We start from the raw sequence: 20,108 nt of genomic DNA on the forward strand, positions 1-20,108 counted from the left end.
CTACTCGAGTACGGGTGCGTCCGCGCTGTCCGTGATCCATCCGGTCGCGAGCTTCTCGAGGGTGCCGTCGGCGTAGAGCGCATCCACGGCGGCAGAGACACACGCAGTCAGCGGACTGTTCTTCTCGAGCACCAAACCGAAGAATTCGGTGACCGCGTTGGGCCGCGGAAACTGACCCACGATGACGGACCCGGGGAGTTCGTTCTCGGTGATGTGGAATCCCGTCGGGATGTCGACGACCAGCGCCTCGATCTCACCCGCGGCCAGCGCTGCTTTCGCGTCGTCCGTGGTCGCGAACTCGCGTGGCGCAGTGGTCGGAACAATCGTGTCGGTGATCGCCGCAAGGCTGGTGGAACCCGTCTGAGCGCCCAAGCGGTAGCCCGCAAGATCCGCAAGATTCTTTGCACTAGCGGCTTTGCTTCCGCGTGAGGCGATCACCGACTGCGCCACTGCGTAATACGGCGAGCTGAAGTCGACGTTCTCGCGGCGTTCCCCGGAAATCGTGAACTGATTGGCATCGAAGTCGAAACTCTTGGGGCCCGGTTTCAACGCGTCGTTGAAGGCGACCGTGGTGAAGCGCACCTGCTCGGTGGTGTATCCGAGCTTGTCGACGACGGCGCGGGCCACCGCGCCCTCGAAGCCCTTGCCGTTCGACGGATTGTTGTCGACGAACCACGGTGCGTACGCCGGTGAATCGGTGGCGATGGTCAAGACACCGTCTTCGAGGGTGGTCCCGCTCTGGGGTCCGCACTTGTCCACCGCGGTCGTCGAGGGCAGTTTGGTGAAGGCCTCGGGAACCGTGGTCGTGGTGTCCGCTGCCGCAGGTGCCTCCGGCTGCGACGAACACGAGCCCAACAAGATCGAGGAAGCGAAGATCGCGGTCATGGCAACAGCGCGTCGTGTCATAGGCACAAGGCCATCTTGCCTGTTTGTCCGGTACGGACGTGACGGGGGTCTCGTACGAGAGGTGTTCACGCAGCTGAGCGTCGTAACGCAAGGCGCTCAGACGGCGTCGTCCCACCCCAGACTCCGTGTGGCTCAGCGGTCTCGAGTGCAAAAGTAAGGCAGTCCCGGATGACGGGGCAGCGGAAGCACACCTGCTTCGCGGAACTTTCCCGTGCGGCCCGATTGCGTCCGCGTTCTTCACCCGGCGAATAGAACACCGCCGGGTCCACCGTCTTACAGGTTGCGAACATCCGCCAGTTGTTCTCCACTAACGGCCCCGGGGAACTGCGAACTGTCATCGTGGTCTCCTCTCCCATCGAGAATCCAGTCTCGCCCGTGGCCCTGCGCGGCGGCAGGTTTCCGATCCACCAGATTTCTACTGCCATACGCAGCGGTATCCAGACACAGCGGTTTCCAGCACAATGAGGAAATGGCAACGACTGATCGGGGTCAGATCACGCTCGACGGCACAACGGTGTCCGTGACCAATCTGGGCAAGATTCTCTACCCCGAGAGCGGCACCACGAAGGCCGAAGTCATCGACTACTACACCCGTATCGCCGCAGTTATGCTTCCGCATGTCGTCGGTAGACCGGGCACTCGTAAGCGTTGGCCCAATGGTGTGGACGGTCAGTCCTTCTTCGAGAAGAACCTTGCGTCGTCTGCGCCGCCGTGGCTTACCCGAGCGTCGCTGCAACACTCGGATCGTGTTGTCACGTATCCGATCTTCGATTCCGTTGCATCGCTGGCGTGGTTGGGGCAACAGGCGGCACTCGAATTGCACGTTCCCCAATGGCGGTTCGACGGTTCCGAGCGTGGCCCGGCGACACGACTGGTTTTCGATCTCGATCCGGGTGAGGGCGTGGGGTTGGCCGAGTGCGCCGAGGTGGCGAGGTCGATTCGAGATCTGGTTGGAACTCTGGGGTGGACTGCCTATCCGGTAACCAGTGGTAGCAAGGGAATCCACCTCTACGTTCCGCTGGATCGAACTTTGGACGGCAGTGGTGCGTCGACTGTCGCCAAGCAGATCGCTACCGGACTGGAGAAGCTTCACCCGGATCTCGTCACCGCAACGATGGCTCGAAATGTCCGGGCCGGCAAGATCTTCGTGGACTGGAGTCAGAACAACGCCGCCAAGACCACCATTGCGCCGTATTCGATGCGCGGTCGCGATCAACCCTATGTTGCCGCGCCGCGTAGTTGGGACGAACTCGACGATCCGAAGCTGCGCCACCTGCTGTTCGACGAGGTTCTGGAGCGCGTCGAATCAGAAGGTGATCTGCTGCGCGACTTGGATCCGCCCGTCTCGACGGCTGTGGCCGACACGTTGACGCACTATCGCAACAAACGATCGGCTGATCGGACGCCCGAGCCGATCCCGGCTGCGGTGGACAAGGAGACAGCGGGCAATACCTTTGTGATTCAAGAACATCACGCCAGGCGATTGCATTACGACGTACGTCTCGAGCGGGACGGTGTGCTCGTATCCTGGGCAGTCCCGAAGGGTGTGCCGACCAGTGCCGGAGAGAACCGGTTGGCCGTGCACACCGAGGATCATCCGCTCGAATACGCCACCTTCTCGGGCACGATTCCGAAGGGGGAGTACGGCGGCGGTTCGATGACGATCTGGGATTCCGGAACATACGAGACCGAGAAGTGGCGTGACGACGAGGTGATCGTGCGCCTCCGTGGGAAACGGGTGCAAGGACGGTTCGCGTTGATCCGGACAAAGGGTGACCAGTGGCTGATGCATCTGATGAAGGATCAGAACGCGAGTTTCGGAACGGAGTTTCCCAAGAATCTCGAGCCGATGCTCGCCACCGCTGGAACGCTCGAGGGTCTCGACCCGCAAGAGTGGGCTTTCGAAGGAAAATGGGACGGTATTCGGGTGATTCTCGAATACCGTTCGGGCACAATGTCACTCCGTAGTCGCGCGGGTAACGACAAGACCCGAGACTATCCAGCACTTTCCGGGTTGGCTGAGATCCTGGACGGCCATGACGTGGTTCTCGACGGAGAAGTAGTGGCGTACAACGACGTGGGTGTCTCTGATTTCGGTCTCCTCCAGCGCGGCGGGGATCCAGTTTTTCTGGCCTTCGATCTTCTGTACCTCGACGGAGTGTCTTTGCTGCGGAAGTCCTATTCTGATCGCCGTACCGTATTGAATGCATTGGCGGGCAAGGTCGGTGAACTCGAGGTGCCCCCACAAATCGAGGGAACGGCGGAGAACGCGTTGGAGGTGAGTACCGATGCCGGGTGGGAAGGGATTGTCGCCAAACGTCGTGCATCGGTCTACCTTCCGGGTCGGCGGGGGTCGAGTTGGATCAAGGTGAAGAACTGGCGCACCCAAGAGGTGGTGATCGGTGGGTGGCGCACCGGACAGGGCAATCGAGCGCAGGGAATCGGCGCGCTGCTCATGGGTATTCCGGGCGAGCACGGGCTGACCTACGTGGGGCGCGTCGGGACCGGCTTCAGTGATCGCGACTTGGAGTCAATACTTGCGATACTGGAACCGCTGCGTCAGAAGGAAAGTCCGTTCGAAGAGGAACTGCCCGCCGACGACCGCAAGGGAGCAGTGTGGGTGAAACCGGAACTCGTCGGTGAGGTGCGATTCATGGATTGGACGAAGACCGGGCGTCTGCGTCATCCGAGTTGGCGGGGTCTGCGGGAGGACAAGAAGCCGGGCGGTGTGGTGCGGGAAGACGTGGTGCGGGAAGCAGCACAATGACGGCCAACGCACCGATGAACGCGACTGCAGCACAGATTTGGATTCCGGTACTCATCGCCGAGGTGTAAGCCTGGTTCGCTGCGTCGGTCAAGGCACTCGCTGGGGGAGCGCCGGCATGGATCTGCGCCAGATCGGCTGTGGAAGTGTCGACTCCGGGTTCGAAGCGGGACCGGAAAACAGTGGCTACGACCGTCCCGATGACAGCGACGCCCAGAACTCCACCCAACTCCCGTACGACACTGTTGATCGAACTTGCCATCGAAGCCTGCTGGGGCGCAACCGAAGACATGGACGCAGTTGTGGCCGGAGCCATGACCAATCCCATCCCCGCGCCGACCAGCGCCATGATCGCAGCCAGGATTCCGAACGGTGCGTACCTATCCGCTGCGATCGACAAGACCAACAGTCCCACGGACATGACTGCGAGGCCGCTCGCGATCGAACAGCGCACGCCGAATCGGCCGACCACACGATCGCTGCTGGAGGCGACAGCCGCCATCACTATCGCAAACGGAACAGCACCGACGCCGGCGACCAATGGACCGTAGCCACGGACTAATTGGAGGTATTGCGTGTACGTGAAGAGAACTCCGAACAGGGCGAAGAACGTTACGGCCAAGATGGCATTGGAGATGCTGAACACTCGACTGGTGAAGATACGCACGTCGGTCATCGGCGCCGGGGTCCGCAGCTCCCACCAGACGAATCCGGCGAGAAGTGCTGTTGCGCTCACGATCTCCAGAAGCGTGACGGGCGAAGACCATCCGCGAAGGCTTGCCTGAGTGAGGGCATCCACCATCAAAGCCAGTCCGCCGGCGGACAACAGGAGCCCGGGGATGTCGAACGAACCCTTCGTGATGTCTCTTGCCGGGGGCACAAGAAAAACCGTCGCGGCGATCACACCGGCGACCAGTGGGAGGTTGATCCAGAAGACACTGCCCCAGTTGAAATGTTCGAGTAGTACGCCACCGGCTACCGGACCGATCGCAATTCCGAGTCCGGCGGTTGCAGACCAGATGCCTATCGCCCGACCTCTCTCGTGCGGGGCGAACATCGCGACGACAAGTGACAGCGTCGCGGGCATGACCAGTGCGGCAGCTGCTCCCATCACTGTTCTCCACCCGATCAGCTGCAACGACGTGTGAGAGAGGGCGGCGCAGGCAGACCCGAGGGCAAAAAGCGTGAGGCCGGTCAGAAGTATTCGCCGGTGACCGAATCTCGCGCCCAGTCCACCCGCCGTGATGAGCAAGGCGGCGAACGCCAGTGTGTACGCGTTGTTGATCCATTGCAGGTCGACGGTGGTGGCGTGCAGTTCGCGGGCCAGGGTGGGGATGGCGGTGTTGAGGACGGTGTTGTCGATCGTGACGACGACCAGGGATGTACAGAGGGCGCCTAGTGCTGCCCATCGTCGCCGGTCAGTGGGTTCCAGAGAATTCATCATGTCCTTACGAATGTAACCTTACGGATGTTTAGTGATGAGAACGTACCGCTTCGCCTTACATGTGTAAAGTTTGTCTGGTGAGTCATAGTCCCGAGGAAGCCGATGAAAACGAAACCAGTGGTTCTCGGAGTTCTCGCGCCCGAAATCCGCGAGGAAGCGGAGCACGACTGCGCGGAGAGATCGTTGCCGCAGCGGCGACGCTCATCGCCCGGACCGGATCGGATCAGGCGGTGACGCTTCGATCGGTCGCTCGCGAGGTCGGGATCTCTGCCCCTTCGATCTATGGACATTTTTCCGATCGCGACGCCATTGTCGAAGCGGTTGTCTCCGAATCGCTGGAGCAGTTGCATCTCGCAGTGGCCGACGCGGTGGCCGCGCATCCCGACCCCGTCGAGGGCCTGTACGCCGGTTGCTCGGCGTACGTCGAGTTCGGCATTTCCGAGCCTGCTCGGTATCGGGTCTTGTTCGGGTGGTCCAGGCCGAAAGGTCAATCACCACAATCGGATACGCGAGGGCTGGCTGCGTTCAACACTCTGGTGACCAACCTCGACGCGTGTGTCACCGCTGGGAAGTCAAACAGCACAGACACTTTTGTCGATGCCGTGTCGATCTGGACCTCGCTGCACGGGCAGGTGATGTTGCGTGCCGATCTCCCGGAGTTCCCGTGGCCGTCGACGGATACCGTCAGTGAGATGGTGAGGAGCCTTGCGCGGCTTGTGAACTGACGCGGCGGCCGTTTGTCGATCGGCAACCCTGTTAGGTCTGCTCGAGCATCGTGAGATAGGCATCAAGTTGAGCTGCGCCGGCAAGTAGGTTGCGACTGCGCGAGGTCAGCCGGTCTTGCCAGGAGTCGAGGAACGCCGCCAATGTGTCCGCTCCGCCGGCCTCGCGCAGCGAATCGACGAATTGGGTGACCCGCGACAGTCGGTAGCCGCCGCGTCGCAGTTGCCTTGCGATCTCGGCGTCGCGCACACACTCCGGCCCGTATTCGCGATAGCCCGTTGCCTGTTCGCGCTCGGGGCGCAGAATGCCGTGTTCTTCCCACGTGCGCAGTGTCGCCGGATGAACGCCGAGACGGCGCGCGAGTTCACCCACCGTCAACGCTGGTCCGTGCACCAGTGCCGGCGGAGTGGTGGACAGCGTCCCCAGGGCTGTGGCTACCTCGGTGCGTGTGCCGCGCTCGGCGAGCAGCGCCACGTGCGCACTGTCGATCAGGCGGTAGGCGGACTCGGTGTCGCCCTGATTGGTCGCCCGCATGATTTCCGTAGCTTGCTGGTGTCCGTGACCGCTGCGCAACGCGAGGAAAGAACGCAGGGCCTGCGCGTGCAGAGGCGTGTATCGCCGGTAGCCGGTGTTGCTGCGCTCGGTCGGAGGGAAGATGCCGGCGTCGTCGTAATTGCGGATCGCCTGTGCGGACAATCCGTGTTCACGGGCAAGGTCGATGGGCCGCACTGAACACCTCCGATTGAGGCTTTCAGCGATCTGCCCCAGGTAATTGCTGTGAAAGTTTCACTCGAATATTCAACGATACTGTCGAAGGCAGTCCACCTTCGAAAGGGATATCCATGTCTACTGCCCCGGCACTGAGTGAGATCGGCCGCCAACTCGAAGATTCGGCAAGTCTTGGTCGCGTCGTCGACGAACTGCTCGCAGCGCGAAGCGAGGCGCCGACTCTGTTCGCCCTCGGCGAGCCGACTCACGGGATCAAGGCTTTTCCGTTGCTGCGCAACGAACTTCTCGGCCAGCTGGTCGAACGAGGGTATCGGTCGATTGTGCTCGAAACAGATGTCTTTGCGGCATTCCTTGTCGATGACTTCGTGAGCGGGGGAGAGGCGGACATCGAGACAGTCCTCGCCACAGGCTTCAGCCACGGATTCGGCGCAGTACCGGGAAACCGCGAACTCGTCGAATGGCTACGCGAGTACAACCACGGCCGCGCTCCGGCCGACCGAGTTCGCTTCTACGGCTTCGATGCTCCGGTCGAGTATTCCGGCGCACCGAGCCCACGCCGCGCACTGTCAGCGGTAGGTGACTTCCTGCCCGCCGCGTTGCGGCCCCACTCTCTCGACGACGTCGACCTTCTGCTCGGGCAGGACACCGACTGGACCAACCCGGCGGCGATGTTCGATCCGGACGCGTCCATCGGTGACTGCGATCATGCCCGCCTGCTGCGCATCATTGCGGACGACCTCGGCAGCATTCTTCGGCGCGCCGCACCCGTGCTGCGGCCTGCCGACCCGGGCGCGTACGACCTGGCTCTCGCACACGCACGCACCGCTGTAGGACTCCTGCGGTACCACGCCGCGATGGCGCGTCCCGCTCCTGATCGCATCGGAACCCTGCTCAGCCTGCGCGCCGAGATGATGGCAGAGAACCTGCTGGCCGTCGTTGCCCAGGAGCAGCGACGCGGGCCGAGCCTCCTGTTCGCCCACAACGCTCATCTCCTGCGAGTGCAGTCCGAGATGCCGGTCAGCGAGGATGTGGTCAGTTGGGGGAGCGCCGGTTCACTTGTCGGACTTGCCCTCGGAGAGCGTTACGTATTTGTGGCAACCGACGCCAACCCCGACAGTGATCCGGGCACTCTGCAAGGAGCGTTGGCCGACGCGACCACCCGCCGGGCCCTGTTTCCGACTCCGGCCCTGCGAGCCGCGCTTGGCCCGTCGATCGCCGCGGGCGAGGCGATCCTGCCAGGCCACCTGCCGCTGAAACCGTCGGAGTTGGACGGCGCCGACGCGGTCATCTTCGTCGCGGATACCGACGGGCAGCGTCATCGGTACTGGTAGTGATCAGTTCTGGAAACAGCGTTAGGGGCAGAGAGCATGCGAGAGCATCGCGACGGTGTCCGGTTGGTCCTTCGGCGTCGACGTCAGCGTCACGGTGAATGCACGATCCGGCGTCGCACCGGACAACGTGTAGTACCCGTAGATCCCGCCACTGTGGCCGGTATAGGTGACGCCGCAAGGAAGTTCGGTGACGCTGACGCCCATCCCGTACCCGAGCCCCTCGGCTTCGGTGGCGGCGACCTGCCCAGTGGTCATCGCGGCAAGCTGCGCGGCCGGCACCACCTGCCCGTCGAGTAGTGCCCGCCAGAAGACGTTCAGGTCTGTGCCCGTCGACACCATCGCTCCGGCAGACCAGGGGATCGACGGTTCGGTCCGGGAAACATCTGTCAGGCCCCCTCCCAGGTCCTGATAGCCCGTCAGGTGATCGCCCCTGATGTCGCGTTCGCCGGCCGGCGGGAGGTACGTGTCTCCCAGATGCAGCGGGTCGAGTATCCGAGACTGAAGTTCATCGGCGTAGCTGCGGCCGGTCACGGATTCGACGAGCATCCCGAGAACGATGTAGTTGGTGTTGGTGTAGACGAACGACGTTCCGGGAACGAATTGCGCCGGTTTGCCGAGGGCGATGGCGACCGCAGCGGAAGGCGTCAGCGTTCGGTCCTCGTTTGCAGCAATCCATTCGTCGGCTCCGGGCTCACCGGCGAACTCGGGAAGGCCGCTGCGGTGTTGAAGCAGCTGCCGCACGGTGATCGCGCTGCCGTCCGTGCCGCTCCCATGTATCTGCCCCGGAAGGTACTGCTCGATCGGTGCGTCGAGGTCGACCTTGCCTTCGGCCACCAACTGCAGAACGAGCGAAGCTGTGAATGTTTTTGTCACACTTCCGATCCGGACGCGATCATTCTTGCCGATCGAATCGCCGTTTGTCCGGTTGGGCACCCCGCTGGTCATGACAGCCGTTGTGGTGCCGTCGTCGAGTGTTGCGATCGACCCGACGACGCCCGAGCGGGTGAGTCCGTCGAGATCCGATTGAATCTCCACAGCGCGCTGGAGCGTCGAGCAACCGACGAGTGCCGTGGTGGCTCCGATGATGACCGCGGCGACGAGCAGGTATGGGCGCATGAGTCGAATCTATGGACCTTGTCGTGCCGCGGGATCCAGGAAATCCCCCATCATTCCCTGATCTTCTGCCGGGCCGGGACGTAAGGCCCGTTTGTTCAAAACTGACAAATCGGATCAATCATTCCTGTCCGAACACCACGTCTACGCCGTTAACATCCGAACGAAGTGTTTGTTTTCACGTGTCTTACCAGTTCACGGCTATCGAGGTGCGCTGCCGCGCGCCGAAACGACTCCCACGAAGGACGGATGCATGAAGAAGTCGACACTCCGCACGGGAACGGTCGCGGCTTTGCTGACCGGAAGTGTTCTGTTGCTCTCCGCTGCCCCTGCTTCGGCTGACCCGGGAAGCCTCGGCAGCGGCGGCAGTAGTGGGAGTTCCGGCAGCCTGGGGAGCGCGGGCAGCATCAGCAGCGGTTCAGCCGCCCTGCCCATTCCGAGTCCGGCAGGTTTGATCGCGCTGGCAGCGGCGAGCACTCAGACCGGAAAGCCCTATCAGTGGGGCGGCGTCGGGCCGAACTCGTGGGACTGCTCCGGGCTGGTGCAATGGGCGTTTCGGCAGGCCGGCGTGAATCTGCCACGGACCAGCCAGCAGCAGGCCAACGTCGGACAGCCGGTTCCGCGGTGGGCCCTCGCTCCCGGCGACGTCATCACGTTCTATCCCGGTGCGACGCACGTCGGTATCTACGCTGGGTTCGGAATGGTGTTCAACGCCTACGGTGTTGGTGTTCCGACCGGACTGACGCCCCTGGCGGATCTGCCGATCAACAACATCCGCAGGTTCTAGAACCTGCACAGAACCTTCACAAGTCCTCCCAGGTTCATCCACGAGGGCCGAATACAGTCAGTTCCATGAGTCAGCGAAGAGTGCTCGTGGTCGACGACGAGGTCAGCATCTGCGAGTCCATCGCGGCGAGGCTGCGTGCCGAGGGCTACGACGTCGAGCTGGCGTTCGACGGCCCGAGCGCGGTGGCCCGCTGCGAGCAGATGGATGCCGACCTGGTGGTGCTCGACGTCATGATGCCGGGGTTCGACGGCCTCGAAGTGTGCCGCCGCATCCAGGCCGTGCGCCCGGTGCCCGTGCTGATGCTGACCGCTCGCGCCGATGAAACGGACATGCTGATCGGTCTCGGTGTGGGGGCCGACGATTACCTGAGCAAGCCGTTCAGCATGCGTGTCCTCGTCGCTCGGGTGCAGGCGTTGCTTCGGCGTGCTGATCGTGCGGAGCATGCCGCTCGTCCGGTGGCCGACCTCCTCGAGTTCGGTGACGTCGTGATCGACTTGACCGAGCGTCGAGTGCGCCGTGATGCGCAAGAAGTCCACCTGACCCGCACCGAATTCGATCTCATCGCCTATCTGGCGGAGCGACCGCGAGCCGCGATCCCACGGGAGTCGCTGCTCGAGGAGATCTGGGGCTGGGGCGAGGGAGCGGGTAGTCGGACCGTCGACAGCCACGTCAAGGCGTTACGACGCAAGCTCGGACCTTCCGTGATCCGGACTGTTCACGGCGTCGGGTACGCCTGGGACGTGCCGAGATGAGCGGCGTCGACCGACTCTTTGCGCGGTGGCCGCGGCCACTGGACCCGATGCGATCCTTCAAGGTGAAGGTCGGGCTCTTGGTTGTCGCAGCACTGTTGTTCGCCTCCGGTGGGTTCTGGCTGACGTCGCAACAACCGTTTCGTTTCGCCCTGCTGACGGCGTTGGTTGTCGCTCTCGGAGTTACACAGGTGCTCGCACACGGGATGACGTCACCGCTTCGCGAGATGACGGCCGCGGCGAAGGCGATGGCGCGCGGCGACTATTCGCGGCGTGTGCGAGCGACTTCCCGCGATGAAGTAGGCGAACTCGCCCATGCGTTCAATCGGATGGCCGAGGACCTCGGGGCCGACGACCGGTACCGCCGCGAGCTGATCGGCAACGTCTCCCACGAATTACGCACGCCCATCACCGCTTTGCAGGCCATGCTCGAAAACGTCGTCGACGGTGTCGAAGAACCGGATCCGGCGATGATGAAGTCGGCGCTGCGGCAGACGGAACGACTGGGCGCGTTGGTGGCCGACCTTCTCGACCTCTCGAAACTCGAGGGCGGCGCAATGCCGTTGAAGCGCAGCCGTTTCGAGGTCGAGCCATTCCTATGCGAGCTGTCGAGTGTGAGTGCGGGCGACATCGAGATAGACGTGAAGCCTCCGCAATTGTCCGTGGTAGCCGATCCGGATCGCCTCCATCAGGTGGTGACCAACTTGGTGGACAACGCGGTTCAGCACGGGAACGTCGACACCAAAGTTGCCATCCGAGTGCGTTCCGGCAGCGCGGGGGAGTTGGTGCTCGACGTCCACGACGACGGCCCCGGCATCGAACCACAAGCCCGAGAGCGAGTGTTCGACCGCTTCATCCGCGGCGGATCGACAGACGGGGGCACCGGGCTCGGCCTCGCGATCGCGAAGTGGGCGGTCGAATTACATGACGGCAGGATTGCGGTCGTCGATGCCCCGTCGGGATGCTGCATTCGAGTAGTGCTGCCGCAGAACTGAATCAAAGTCCCTGACGGGATCGAGAGATCTCGCGATGGCGCATGCCTTCATCGGCATTCGTCTGTACTTCCGAACCTGAAAATTTGAACCAGAAACATAGGAGATCACATGAGCGCTCCGATAGTAATTCCACCGAAACCGCCGATGCCAGCCGTAAAACCCAAGCGTCCCAGCCGGTTCTGGCGCCCCGATCGAACGTCGATGGCCACCCGCTCGATGCTCGTCGGCGCGGCCGCAGTAGGGGTGCTTGCGGCCCTGATCCTCGATCCAGGGTTCGTCAGTATCGCGTACGTGATCGTGGGTGTCGGTGTGGTGATCGTCTTCGGGATCTTGACGCCGCCCCGGATGACCGTGACGCAGTGGGTCGCCGCCATCGGGATGCTTGCGCTATTGGGTGTTGCCGCCGTTCGCGGTGCGGAGTGGTTGGTGTTCCTCTGCGTCGTAGCTGCGTGGGTTCTGTTCACGTGGACTCTGATCGGTGGGCGGACGTGGACCGGGATACTCCTGGGAACGGTGGCACCCTGGCGGGCGCCCCACCGGACGGTGAACTTCGTTCGTCGTCGAAAACTCGCTATCCGCTCTGCTCCGCGGGTGCCGGCGGTGCGAGTTGTCGTCGTGAGCGCAGTGTCTGTTGTCCTCCTGCTGATCTTCGGATCTTTGTTCGTGAGTGCGGATCCGGAGTTCGCGAAGATCTTCGGTGGCTTCGCTCCTGCCATCTCGGTGTCGAACCCGGGGGCACGGATCTTCGCCGGCGTCGTGATGGCGTTCGGCACACTGGTTGCGGTGTATCTGCGTCGTAGAACGCCGACGGTGGACGCATTTGCGCCTGCGCCGGCGACGCCGTTGCCGATGTGGGAATGGGCGGTCCCGCTCGGCGTGCTCAACGTCCTGTTCCTCGGTTTTGTTGCAGTGCAGACAAAGACACTGTTCGGGGGAGACGAGCACGTTCAGGTGACCGACGGACTGACCTATGCGGACTACGCACGTGAGGGTTTCTGGCAGCTCATGGCAGTAACCGTGCTGACGCTGCTCGTCATCGCCGTCGCGGTGCGGTTCATCGACCGTCGCGATGCTGGATCGAGGCGTCTGGCCCGCGGTCTGTTGGGTGCACTGTGCCTCTTCAGCCTGGTGATCGTGGCATCGGCCGTGCACCGGATGTGGTTGTACGAGAATCAGTACGGTTTCACGGTGCTGCGGGTCAGCGTCTTCGCGACAGAGTTGCTTCTGGGATTCGTGTTCGTGCTGTTGCTCGTCGCGGGTATCCGGATGTCCGGGAAGTGGCTACCCACAGCTGTTCTCGCCACCTCTGCCCTTGCTCTGCTGGCATTCGCGGTGTTCGACCCCGACGCGTACATCGCGCAAAAGAACGTGGAGCGGTTCGAGGGCGGTAAGAGCATCGACGTCTCCTACCTGCACGGGCTCTCCGTCGACGCGGTGCCTGCTTTGGATCGTCTACCGGAACCGCAGCGCTCGTGTGCGTTGAGTCGATATCGATTCGGAGTGCCGGGTAACAGTGCGCCCTGGGAGTTCAACGCGGCGCGTGAGAAGGCCCGCGACATCGTGGAGACTCGCCCAGTGGGGCCATGCCTGCAGATGTACACGGTCGGATAGACGCAGAGCGATTGTGCAGCCGCGCGGCAGATATAGCGCGCGGCTGCACAATCGGCGAGCGTCGCCTGTTCGATCAGTGCACGGCGAGTGAGATTTTCTCCCGTTCCGCCGCGGACACCACGTCGCGGGTGGAGCGCAAGTCGATGGTCAGGCTGTGCAACGTGCCGCCGTAACGGAAGGTGCCGTGCTCGGCGAACTCCTCCGAGACCGGGCTTCCCCGGTTGATGCCGACGTCGAGCTGTTCGTTCATGCTGAAGATCGCCCGCGTGGTCTTCTCGATCCGTCCCTCGGAGACCACCTCGCCGTCAACGCTCAGGGTGGCGATTCCGCCCTTGCCGATTCCGCCGCCGTCGTACTCGAAGTGAATGGACAGCTCGCTGGCGTCGGCACTCAGCTGACCCGGTCCGCGAACGTAGGTTCGGCCTCCACCGCTGAAGTTATAGCAGTAGACCGGGACGGAATCGATTATGTACAAAGCGAATCCGCCGAACCGGCCGCCCAGGCTGACCAGCATGCCGTCGGCGACGCTCCCCAGACTCGCGGTCAGCGTGTACGAGCGGTTGAAGAACGTCGGTGCAGCCTTCTCGACCAGGCCGTTCATGTGCGGGTACAGCGTGAGGGTCTTGCGGCCCATCATCGGATGTGGTGGTCGTGATTCCGCGGTGGCGTGACGGCCGACCGTTCTGTCGTCCAGCGGCAGTACTTGATATTTGGCGGCCTCGACGAGGAACTTGTCCTTGAGCCTGGCAAGGATCTCGGGATGCTCGTCTGCAAGATCGCGGGCCTGCGACCAGTCGACCGATGTGTCGTACAGCTCCCAACGGTCTTCGCTCATCGGGGTGAGCTCGAGGCCGTGAGTCGCCATCAGCCAGGGTGCGCGGTGCGCGGTGACCGCGGTCCAGCCGTGATCGTAGATTCCGCGATTGCCGAAGATCTCGAAATACTGTGTGGTGTGGCGCTCTTCGGCGTCGGGCTCGGTGAAGGTGTAGTTCATCGCCACACCCTCCATCGGTTTCTGGGTGACGCCGTCGACGCTGGTCGGCGCCGGAATTCCGGCAGCTTGCAGTATTGTCGGCGTGATATCGACGCAGTGATGCCACTGTTCCCTGATTCCGGGCTTGTCGATCCCCTTGGGCCAGTGGGCGATCAGGCCGTTTCGGGTACCGCCGTAATGGGACGCAACCTGCTTGGCCCACTGGTACGGGGTGTCGAGGGCCAGAGCCCACGACGCCGGATAGTGTGGGTAGCTGGTTTCGGTCCCCAATTCGTCGTAGCGCGCCAGCACGTCGGATGTCGCACTCCTGTAACCGTTGAGACCGGCGAGGTAGTTGAACGAGCCCTCCATTCCGCCCTCCGCGGAAGCGCCGTTGTCACCCATCATGTAGAGCACCAGGGTGTTGTCGAGGACGCCCATATCCTGCAACCGGTCGACGAGCCTGCCGACCTCGTCGTCGGTGTGCTCGAGGAACGCCGCGTACAACTCCATCAGACGGGCCGAAACCTTCTTCTGGTCGTCGTCGAGTTCGTCCCAGTGCGGGAGCCCCGGAGCCCACGGGGCCAACTCGGTATCAGGAGCGACGACGCCCAGTTCCTTCTGCTTTTCGAGGGTGATCTCGCGTTGGCGATCCCATCCGTGATCGAATTCGCCGACGTACCTGTCCAGGTAGCTGTCCGGAACCTGAAGTGGGGCATGGCAAGCGCCGAAGGGGAGATAGCAGAACCACGGCTTGTCGGGGTCCATCGTATTGATGCCCTCGACCCATTCGATCGCGTGGTCGACCAGGTCCTCGGACAGGTGGTATCCCTCCTGTGGTGTCTTCGGCAAGTCCACCATGGTGAAGTCCTCGTAGAGCACTGGCGTGAACTGGTCGGACTCGGCGCCGAGGAAACCGTAGAACTTGTCGAAACCCTCACGGACCGGCCAACGATCGAACGGCCCGGCGGCGGTTGTCTCCCACGTCGGGGTCTGGTGCATCTTGCCGAAAGCGCCCGTCGCATAGCCGTTCCCCTGCAAGACGCGGGCAACTGTCGCTGCGGAAGCGGGCCTGGTCCCGTTGTATCCCGGTGCAGCGTTAGCCATTTCGGAGATGACTCCCATGCCGACACTGTGGTGATTGCGCCCGGTCAACGTGGCAGCGCGCGTCGGTGAGCACAGAGCGGTGGTATGGAATCGGCTGTATTTCACGCCGGTCTCGGCCAAACGCTCGGCGGTGGGTGTGCGGCACGGACCGCCGAAGGCAGAGGGCGCCCCGAATCCGACGTCGTCGATCATGATCAGCAGCACGTTCGGCGCACCGGCGGGTGGGCGAAGCGGTTCCGGGCGGGTGTACGGGGGATTCTGATCGGGGTAGTACACGGCGGCCGCGACGTTCGGCGTCTCGGGGATGATCGGGATGGAATGGCGATTCACCAGCAGGCTCCTTGGCGTGTGCAAAACCGGGTCGATTAAGCAGTCGTCTTAATTTGTAAGCGTATCGGCCCGGATTCCGTTGACGCCGTAAGTCTCGCTGACTGGGACAATCACCCCCGTGAGTGGTTAAGGAGTCCCTGCACTCCTTCATCGCGCACAGGGGTTGGGGCTTGCGGAATTAAGACAGTGACTTATATGGTCGGTGCATGCCCGCCTCGTTGGATGCCAAGAACGCCATGATCGCCGTCGCCGAGCGGATGTTCGCCGAGCAAGGTATTCACGAAGTGTCCATGAGGGACGTGGCGAGTGCGGCCGGGCAGCGAAACAACTCTGCGGTTCAATATCACTTCGGTGGGCGAGACGGTTTGGTGCTGGCAGTATTCCGCCATCGGATGGATCAGATCAATGCAGCGCGACTGACGTATCTCGACGACATCGACGCCAATGGGCGGACTGACCTGGTCCGCGCGTTGGTCGAAGCTTTTCTGTATCCGCTGGCCGATTTCATGGCGACGGTCGACGGTTCCAACTATGCGAGGTTCATTGCCAGAATCTCTCCGTCGGTGGATACACAGAGCGCCGAGTTCCGCGAGGTCAGCGAGGGGATCAACGAAGTTGTCGGCAGACTGACGAGGGCCTTGCCGCATCTGCCCCGCCGCGTCGCGGTCGAACGGATCGACCTGTCGTTCAACATGAGTGTGTCCGCGCTGGCCATATTCGAGCAGCGCCGCCAAGACGAAAATCCGGTTGTGCAGGCGGATTTCGATACGACGGTGGACCATCTGGTCGATCTCGCGGTGGGAGCCCTGACTGCACCCCAAAGCACACACAAGCGCACACGAGCACAACGGGTGCACGCGTCGACTGACGTGTGACCCTTCAGGACACGACAGGACGGAGTCATATGATGGCGACCCTTACATCATCACGCACAGTTCAAATCGGCAATCACACAATCGAATTCGGGCCACGCGGAATGCGGCGAAATCCGGAAGGCGTTGAATCGAACCCGTACGAGCGGTTCACTCTGACTCCCGTCACACCGTTCATCGGTGCCGAGATCAGCGATATCGACTTACGTGATCCATCGGAGGATCAGATCGAGGATCTACGTCGGGCCCTACTCGAATGGAAGGTGGTCTTCTTCCGCGACCAGCCGATTTCGAGTCTGAATCATCGTGACTTCGCCGCCCATTGGGGCGAACTCGAGATTCATCCGCTTCTCCCGCAGGGAGAGGTCCCGGCCGTCGTCAGATTCGAACGCGGAGAAGACAGTCCAGGCACCGAGAACATCTGGCACGTCGACGTCACCTGGACCAAGGCACCGCCGCTCGGTTCGGTCCTTCGAGCGATCGACGTGCCGCCGGCCGGCGGTGACACGTTGTGGGCAGATATGGGAAATGCTTTCGACTGCCTCCCGGACGAGATCAAGGACTTGATCGAGGGCAAGGACGCCATCCACGATTTCGTGCCGTCCTTCGGACGCGGTATGAGCCCGGAGAAGTTGGAGCAGATGAAGGAGCAGTACCCACCGGTTCTGCATCCGATGGTCCGTAAGCATCCGGAAACCGGGCGTAAGACGCTGTTCGTCAACAGCCTCTTCACCACCCACATTCCGGACATGGATCCTGCCGAAGGCAACGATCTGCTCAACCTGTTGTTCGCGCAGGTCAAGGTCCCGGACTTCCAGTGCCGTTTCAAGTGGGCGCCGAATTCCATTGCATTCTGGGACAACCGGGCGACACAGCACTATGCGGCGAGCGACTACTTCCCTCATCGCCGCGTGATGGAGCGGGTGGCAATCCTCGGAGACGTGCCCTTCTGATCTACGTCTGCGGAATGCGGATGATGCACCGAAAGCCGACGTGGCAGGTCGAGGACTCTTCGGACTCGCCCTGCCGCGCGGCAGGGCGGTACCGCAAGCAGTAGTTCGGCGCACACAGATGTGAGCCACCCTTGATCACCCGTCGTGCGTAGGGTTCGCCAGCCAAGACCTCGGTGGCGAACTCCGCGCGGGGATTGCGCGGAATGCAGCACGAAGAGGCAGGCGCGACATTCTTCGAACCGTGGGCGTGGTCGGACGTGTAATGATCCGCCGTCCATTCCCACACGTTCCCGGCCATGTCGAGCAGCCCGTAGCCGTTGGGCCGGAACTTTCCGACCGGCGCGGTGCGCTCGTACCCGTCCTCGAGCAGGTTCTCCCAGGGGAACTGGCCTTGCCAGACATTGCCACCGGGCCGCCCTCCCGGTGAGTCGTGATCGCCCCACACGTAGGCCTGGCGATCGAGTCCACCACGGGCGGCAAACTCCCACTCGGCCTCGGTCGGGAGTTCCTTGCCGGCCCACGCGGCGTAGGCCTGGGCGTCGAAGTACGACACGTGGGTGACGGGGTGCCGTTCACGTCCCCCGATGTTGCTGTCGGCGCCCTCGGGATGGCGCCAATCGGCGCCGGGGGTGAACGACCACCACTGGGTGTAGTCGTCGAGTGAGACCGGGCCGGGTGGCGAATTGAAGACCAACGATCCCGGAACGAGGAGGGCTGGATCGGCATCGGGATAGTCGGCAGGATCCGGGGCGATTTCCGCAGTGGTGACGTGGCCGGTTGCCTTCACGAAGCGTCGGAACTCGGCGACCGTCACCGCCGTCGTGTCCATCCAGAATCCGTCGACTGTGACCTGGTGAACTGGGCGTTCTTCGGGATAGAAGTCTTCGGAGCCCATCCAGTACGTTCCACCCGGGATCAACGACATGTTCTTCGGGGGAGTAGTCGTGGAGTGAGGCATCGTCATGAATTCAAGAATGGCACGTTGGTCGCGCCGGTGTGGGGAGAGTCCCACCTGGTGCCCTCGGCAGGATTCGAACCTGCGACCCTTCCTTTAGGAGAGGAATGCTCTATCCCCTGAGCTACGAGGGCGGGGAGCATACCGACAAGCGCTGAAAACCCTGTGCTGCGGGGGTTTTCGCTTCCCGATACTGCCGTTGCATCTGCTCGACCTGTCGGCACGAAGCCCCAGACGTCACAGCTGCGCTAGCCAGTGTAGCGGCCCGCCGACGCGGTGGCGAAGTCGACGGTGTTATCGCGTGCAAGGTGCCGGCCGAACCGATCGCACTGATCGCAATGGTGGTCACCGCCGAGCAGGCGCGGCATGGTGCGGGAATGACCCGCAGAATCCGCTTCAACGCCTTTGCCATGAACTGCGTCGCCCACCAATCGCCAGGTCTGTGGCGCCACCCCGAGGACCAGTCGTCCAGGTACACGGATCTGACGTACTGGACGGAATTGGCGAAGCTCCTCGAGCGTGGACGATTCGACGGGCTGTTCCTGGCCGACGTGTTGGGAACGTACGACGTCTATGGCGGGAACCACGACGCAGCGCTGCGGCAAGGCGCGCAGGTGCCGGTCTCGGACCCACTGCTGCTGGCGTCGGCGATGGCTGCCGTTACCGAGCACTTGGGCTTCGGGATCACCGCTGGTACAGCTTTCGAGCATCCATACCCGTTCGCGCGGCGCTTGAGCACCCTCGATCACCTGACGAACGGGCGAATCGGGTGGAACGTGGTCACCGGATACCTCCCGTCGGCCGCACGGAACATGGGCGAGGACGACCAACTCCAGCACGACGATCGCTACGACCATGCGGACGAGTACCTCGAAGTTCTCTACAAGTTGTGGGAAACGTCGTGGGAAGACGATGCGGTGGTGCGGGACAGAAGCACCGGGGTCTACACGGACCCCTCCAAGGTTCATCCGATCGAGCACGAAGGCAAGCACTTCACGGTTCCGGGCATCCACATCTCCGAACCTTCTCCGCAGCGGACGCCGGTCATCTTCCAGGCCGGCGCGTCGCCTCGCGGGGTTCGCTTCGCCGCCGAGAATGCCGAGGCGATTTTTGTCGGTGCGCCGACCAAGGCGATTCTCAAAGACACCGTCACCCGAATCCGAGACGAGCTGACGAAGGTGGGCCGCGATCCGTACTCGGCCCGGATCTACACACTGTTGACGATCATCACCGACCGAACCCCCGAGTTGGCCCAGGCGAAGCTCGAGGACTACCGCAGCTACGCGAGTAGTGAAGGTGCACTCGTTTTCACCTCGGGGTGGATGGGAATCGACCTCTCCGGATACCGAGCCGACGAGCCGATCGGAAACGTCGAAAGCAATGCCATTCAATCCGCGGTCGCATCGTTTCGTCAGGCCGACGAGAAGGGCCGTGAATGGACGGTGGGGGACATTGCTGAGTGGGCGGGTATCGGCGGGCTCGGCCCGATCGTTGTCGGATCCGGCGCGGAGGTCGCGGACGAGTTGCAGGAGTGGGTGTCCGAGACCGACGTCGACGGTTTCAATCTCGCGTACGCGGTGACTCCTGGAACCTTCGAAGACATTGTGGAGCATGTGATTCCGGAGCTGACCAAACGAGGTGCCTACCAGAGCGGCTACGACGAGGGAACGCTGCGCAACAAACTGTTCGGGCGAGGGGACAGGTTGCCGCTCGAACACCGAGGCCGGAGTTTCGACCGGATCCGCACTGCCGGCTGAGCGGGGACT

General features: G+C 62.7%; 17 protein-coding genes and 1 tRNA gene. 10 read left to right on the top strand and 8 right to left on the bottom strand.

What is annotated here, in order from left to right:
• On the bottom strand, positions 1-906 hold the full coding sequence (locus ACWF6P_RS17395) for an ABC transporter substrate-binding protein (protein WP_452621809.1): 906 nt from the start codon (positions 904-906) through the stop codon (positions 1-3).
• Positions 907-971: 65 nt separating this feature from the next.
• Complete coding sequence (locus tag ACWF6P_RS17400; RefSeq protein ID WP_230814438.1) at positions 972-1,244, bottom strand: WhiB family transcriptional regulator; 273 nt, start codon at positions 1,242-1,244, stop codon at positions 972-974.
• Positions 1,245-1,375: 131 nt separating this feature from the next.
• Between ACWF6P_RS17400 and ACWF6P_RS17405 the strand changes: the two genes are divergently transcribed.
• Positions 1,376-3,673, top strand: a complete 2,298-nt coding sequence (locus ACWF6P_RS17405) for an ATP-dependent DNA ligase (RefSeq protein WP_452621810.1) — start codon at positions 1,376-1,378, stop codon at positions 3,671-3,673.
• Here ACWF6P_RS17405 and ACWF6P_RS17410 read toward each other — a convergent pair.
• Entirely contained in the window at positions 3,558-5,114 is a 1,557-nt protein-coding gene (locus ACWF6P_RS17410; protein WP_452621811.1) for an MFS transporter, read from the bottom strand. The genes ACWF6P_RS17405 and ACWF6P_RS17410 overlap by 116 nt on opposite strands.
• A 77-nt stretch (positions 5,115-5,191) precedes the next feature.
• On the opposite strand from ACWF6P_RS17410, the gene ACWF6P_RS17415 reads away from it, so the two are divergent.
• Positions 5,192-5,839 carry a TetR/AcrR family transcriptional regulator gene (locus ACWF6P_RS17415; protein ID WP_452621812.1) on the top strand — a complete coding sequence of 216 codons (648 nt, stop codon included), beginning with the start codon at positions 5,192-5,194 and terminating at the stop codon, positions 5,837-5,839.
• A 31-nt stretch (positions 5,840-5,870) separates the two neighbouring features.
• On the opposite strand, the gene ACWF6P_RS17420 is transcribed toward ACWF6P_RS17415, so the two are convergent.
• Positions 5,871-6,566 carry a MerR family transcriptional regulator gene (locus ACWF6P_RS17420; RefSeq protein ID WP_452621813.1) on the bottom strand — a complete coding sequence of 232 codons (696 nt, stop codon included), beginning with the start codon at positions 6,564-6,566 and terminating at the stop codon, positions 5,871-5,873.
• A gap of 113 nt (positions 6,567-6,679) precedes the next feature.
• Here ACWF6P_RS17420 and ACWF6P_RS17425 point away from each other — a divergent pair, with 113 nt between their 5' ends.
• Positions 6,680-7,897, top strand: a complete 1,218-nt coding sequence (locus ACWF6P_RS17425; protein WP_452621814.1) for an erythromycin esterase family protein — start codon at positions 6,680-6,682, stop codon at positions 7,895-7,897.
• A 21-nt stretch (positions 7,898-7,918) separates the two neighbouring features.
• On the opposite strand, the gene ACWF6P_RS17430 is transcribed toward ACWF6P_RS17425, so the two are convergent.
• Positions 7,919-9,013, bottom strand: coding sequence for a serine hydrolase domain-containing protein (locus ACWF6P_RS17430; protein ID WP_452621815.1), 1,095 nt, complete (start codon positions 9,011-9,013; stop codon positions 7,919-7,921).
• 250 nt (positions 9,014-9,263) lie between these two features.
• Between ACWF6P_RS17430 and ACWF6P_RS17435 the strand changes: the two genes are divergently transcribed.
• From ACWF6P_RS17435 to ACWF6P_RS17450, 4 genes are all read left to right on the top strand, one after another.
• On the top strand, positions 9,264-9,797 hold the full coding sequence (locus ACWF6P_RS17435) for an NlpC/P60 family protein (protein WP_029255974.1): 534 nt from the start codon (positions 9,264-9,266) through the stop codon (positions 9,795-9,797).
• Positions 9,798-9,862: 65 nt separating this feature from the next.
• Positions 9,863-10,549, top strand: coding sequence for a response regulator transcription factor (locus tag ACWF6P_RS17440; protein ID WP_003940586.1), 687 nt, complete (start codon positions 9,863-9,865; stop codon positions 10,547-10,549).
• Entirely contained in the window at positions 10,546-11,541 is a 996-nt protein-coding gene (locus ACWF6P_RS17445) for a HAMP domain-containing sensor histidine kinase (RefSeq protein WP_452621816.1), read from the top strand. Before ACWF6P_RS17440 ends, ACWF6P_RS17445 begins: the two co-directional genes overlap by 4 nt.
• A gap of 108 nt (positions 11,542-11,649) precedes the next feature.
• A complete protein-coding gene (locus tag ACWF6P_RS17450; RefSeq protein ID WP_452621817.1) occupies positions 11,650-13,152 on the top strand; it encodes a DUF4153 domain-containing protein in 1,503 nt (500 codons plus the stop codon).
• A gap of 73 nt (positions 13,153-13,225) precedes the next feature.
• Here ACWF6P_RS17450 and ACWF6P_RS17455 read toward each other — a convergent pair whose 3' ends face one another.
• The gene (locus tag ACWF6P_RS17455) at positions 13,226-15,562 is read right to left on the bottom strand and encodes an arylsulfatase (RefSeq protein ID WP_452621818.1); all 2,337 of its coding nucleotides are present in this window, start codon (positions 15,560-15,562) and stop codon (positions 13,226-13,228) included.
• 206 nt (positions 15,563-15,768) lie between these two features.
• Between ACWF6P_RS17455 and ACWF6P_RS17460 the strand changes: the two genes are divergently transcribed.
• Both ACWF6P_RS17460 and ACWF6P_RS17465 read left to right on the top strand, forming a co-directional pair.
• Positions 15,769-16,437, top strand: coding sequence for a TetR family transcriptional regulator (locus ACWF6P_RS17460; protein WP_452621819.1), 669 nt, complete (start codon positions 15,769-15,771; stop codon positions 16,435-16,437).
• 32 nt (positions 16,438-16,469) lie between these two features.
• A complete protein-coding gene (locus tag ACWF6P_RS17465; RefSeq protein WP_378648546.1) occupies positions 16,470-17,387 on the top strand; it encodes a TauD/TfdA dioxygenase family protein in 918 nt (305 codons plus the stop codon).
• Position 17,388: 1 nt separating this feature from the next.
• Here ACWF6P_RS17465 and ACWF6P_RS17470 read toward each other — a convergent pair whose 3' ends face one another.
• On the bottom strand, positions 17,389-18,351 hold the full coding sequence (locus tag ACWF6P_RS17470) for a formylglycine-generating enzyme family protein (RefSeq protein WP_452621820.1): 963 nt from the start codon (positions 18,349-18,351) through the stop codon (positions 17,389-17,391).
• A 49-nt stretch (positions 18,352-18,400) separates the two neighbouring features.
• A tRNA-Arg gene (locus tag ACWF6P_RS17475) sits at positions 18,401-18,476 on the bottom strand.
• A 243-nt stretch (positions 18,477-18,719) separates the two neighbouring features.
• Between ACWF6P_RS17475 and ACWF6P_RS17480 the strand changes: the two genes are divergently transcribed.
• The gene (locus tag ACWF6P_RS17480) at positions 18,720-20,099 is read left to right on the top strand and encodes an LLM class flavin-dependent oxidoreductase (protein WP_452621834.1); all 1,380 of its coding nucleotides are present in this window, start codon (positions 18,720-18,722) and stop codon (positions 20,097-20,099) included.
• The last annotated feature ends 9 nt before the right edge of the window (positions 20,100-20,108 follow it).

It is taken from the genome of Rhodococcus sp. NPDC055024, from assembly GCF_053608585.1.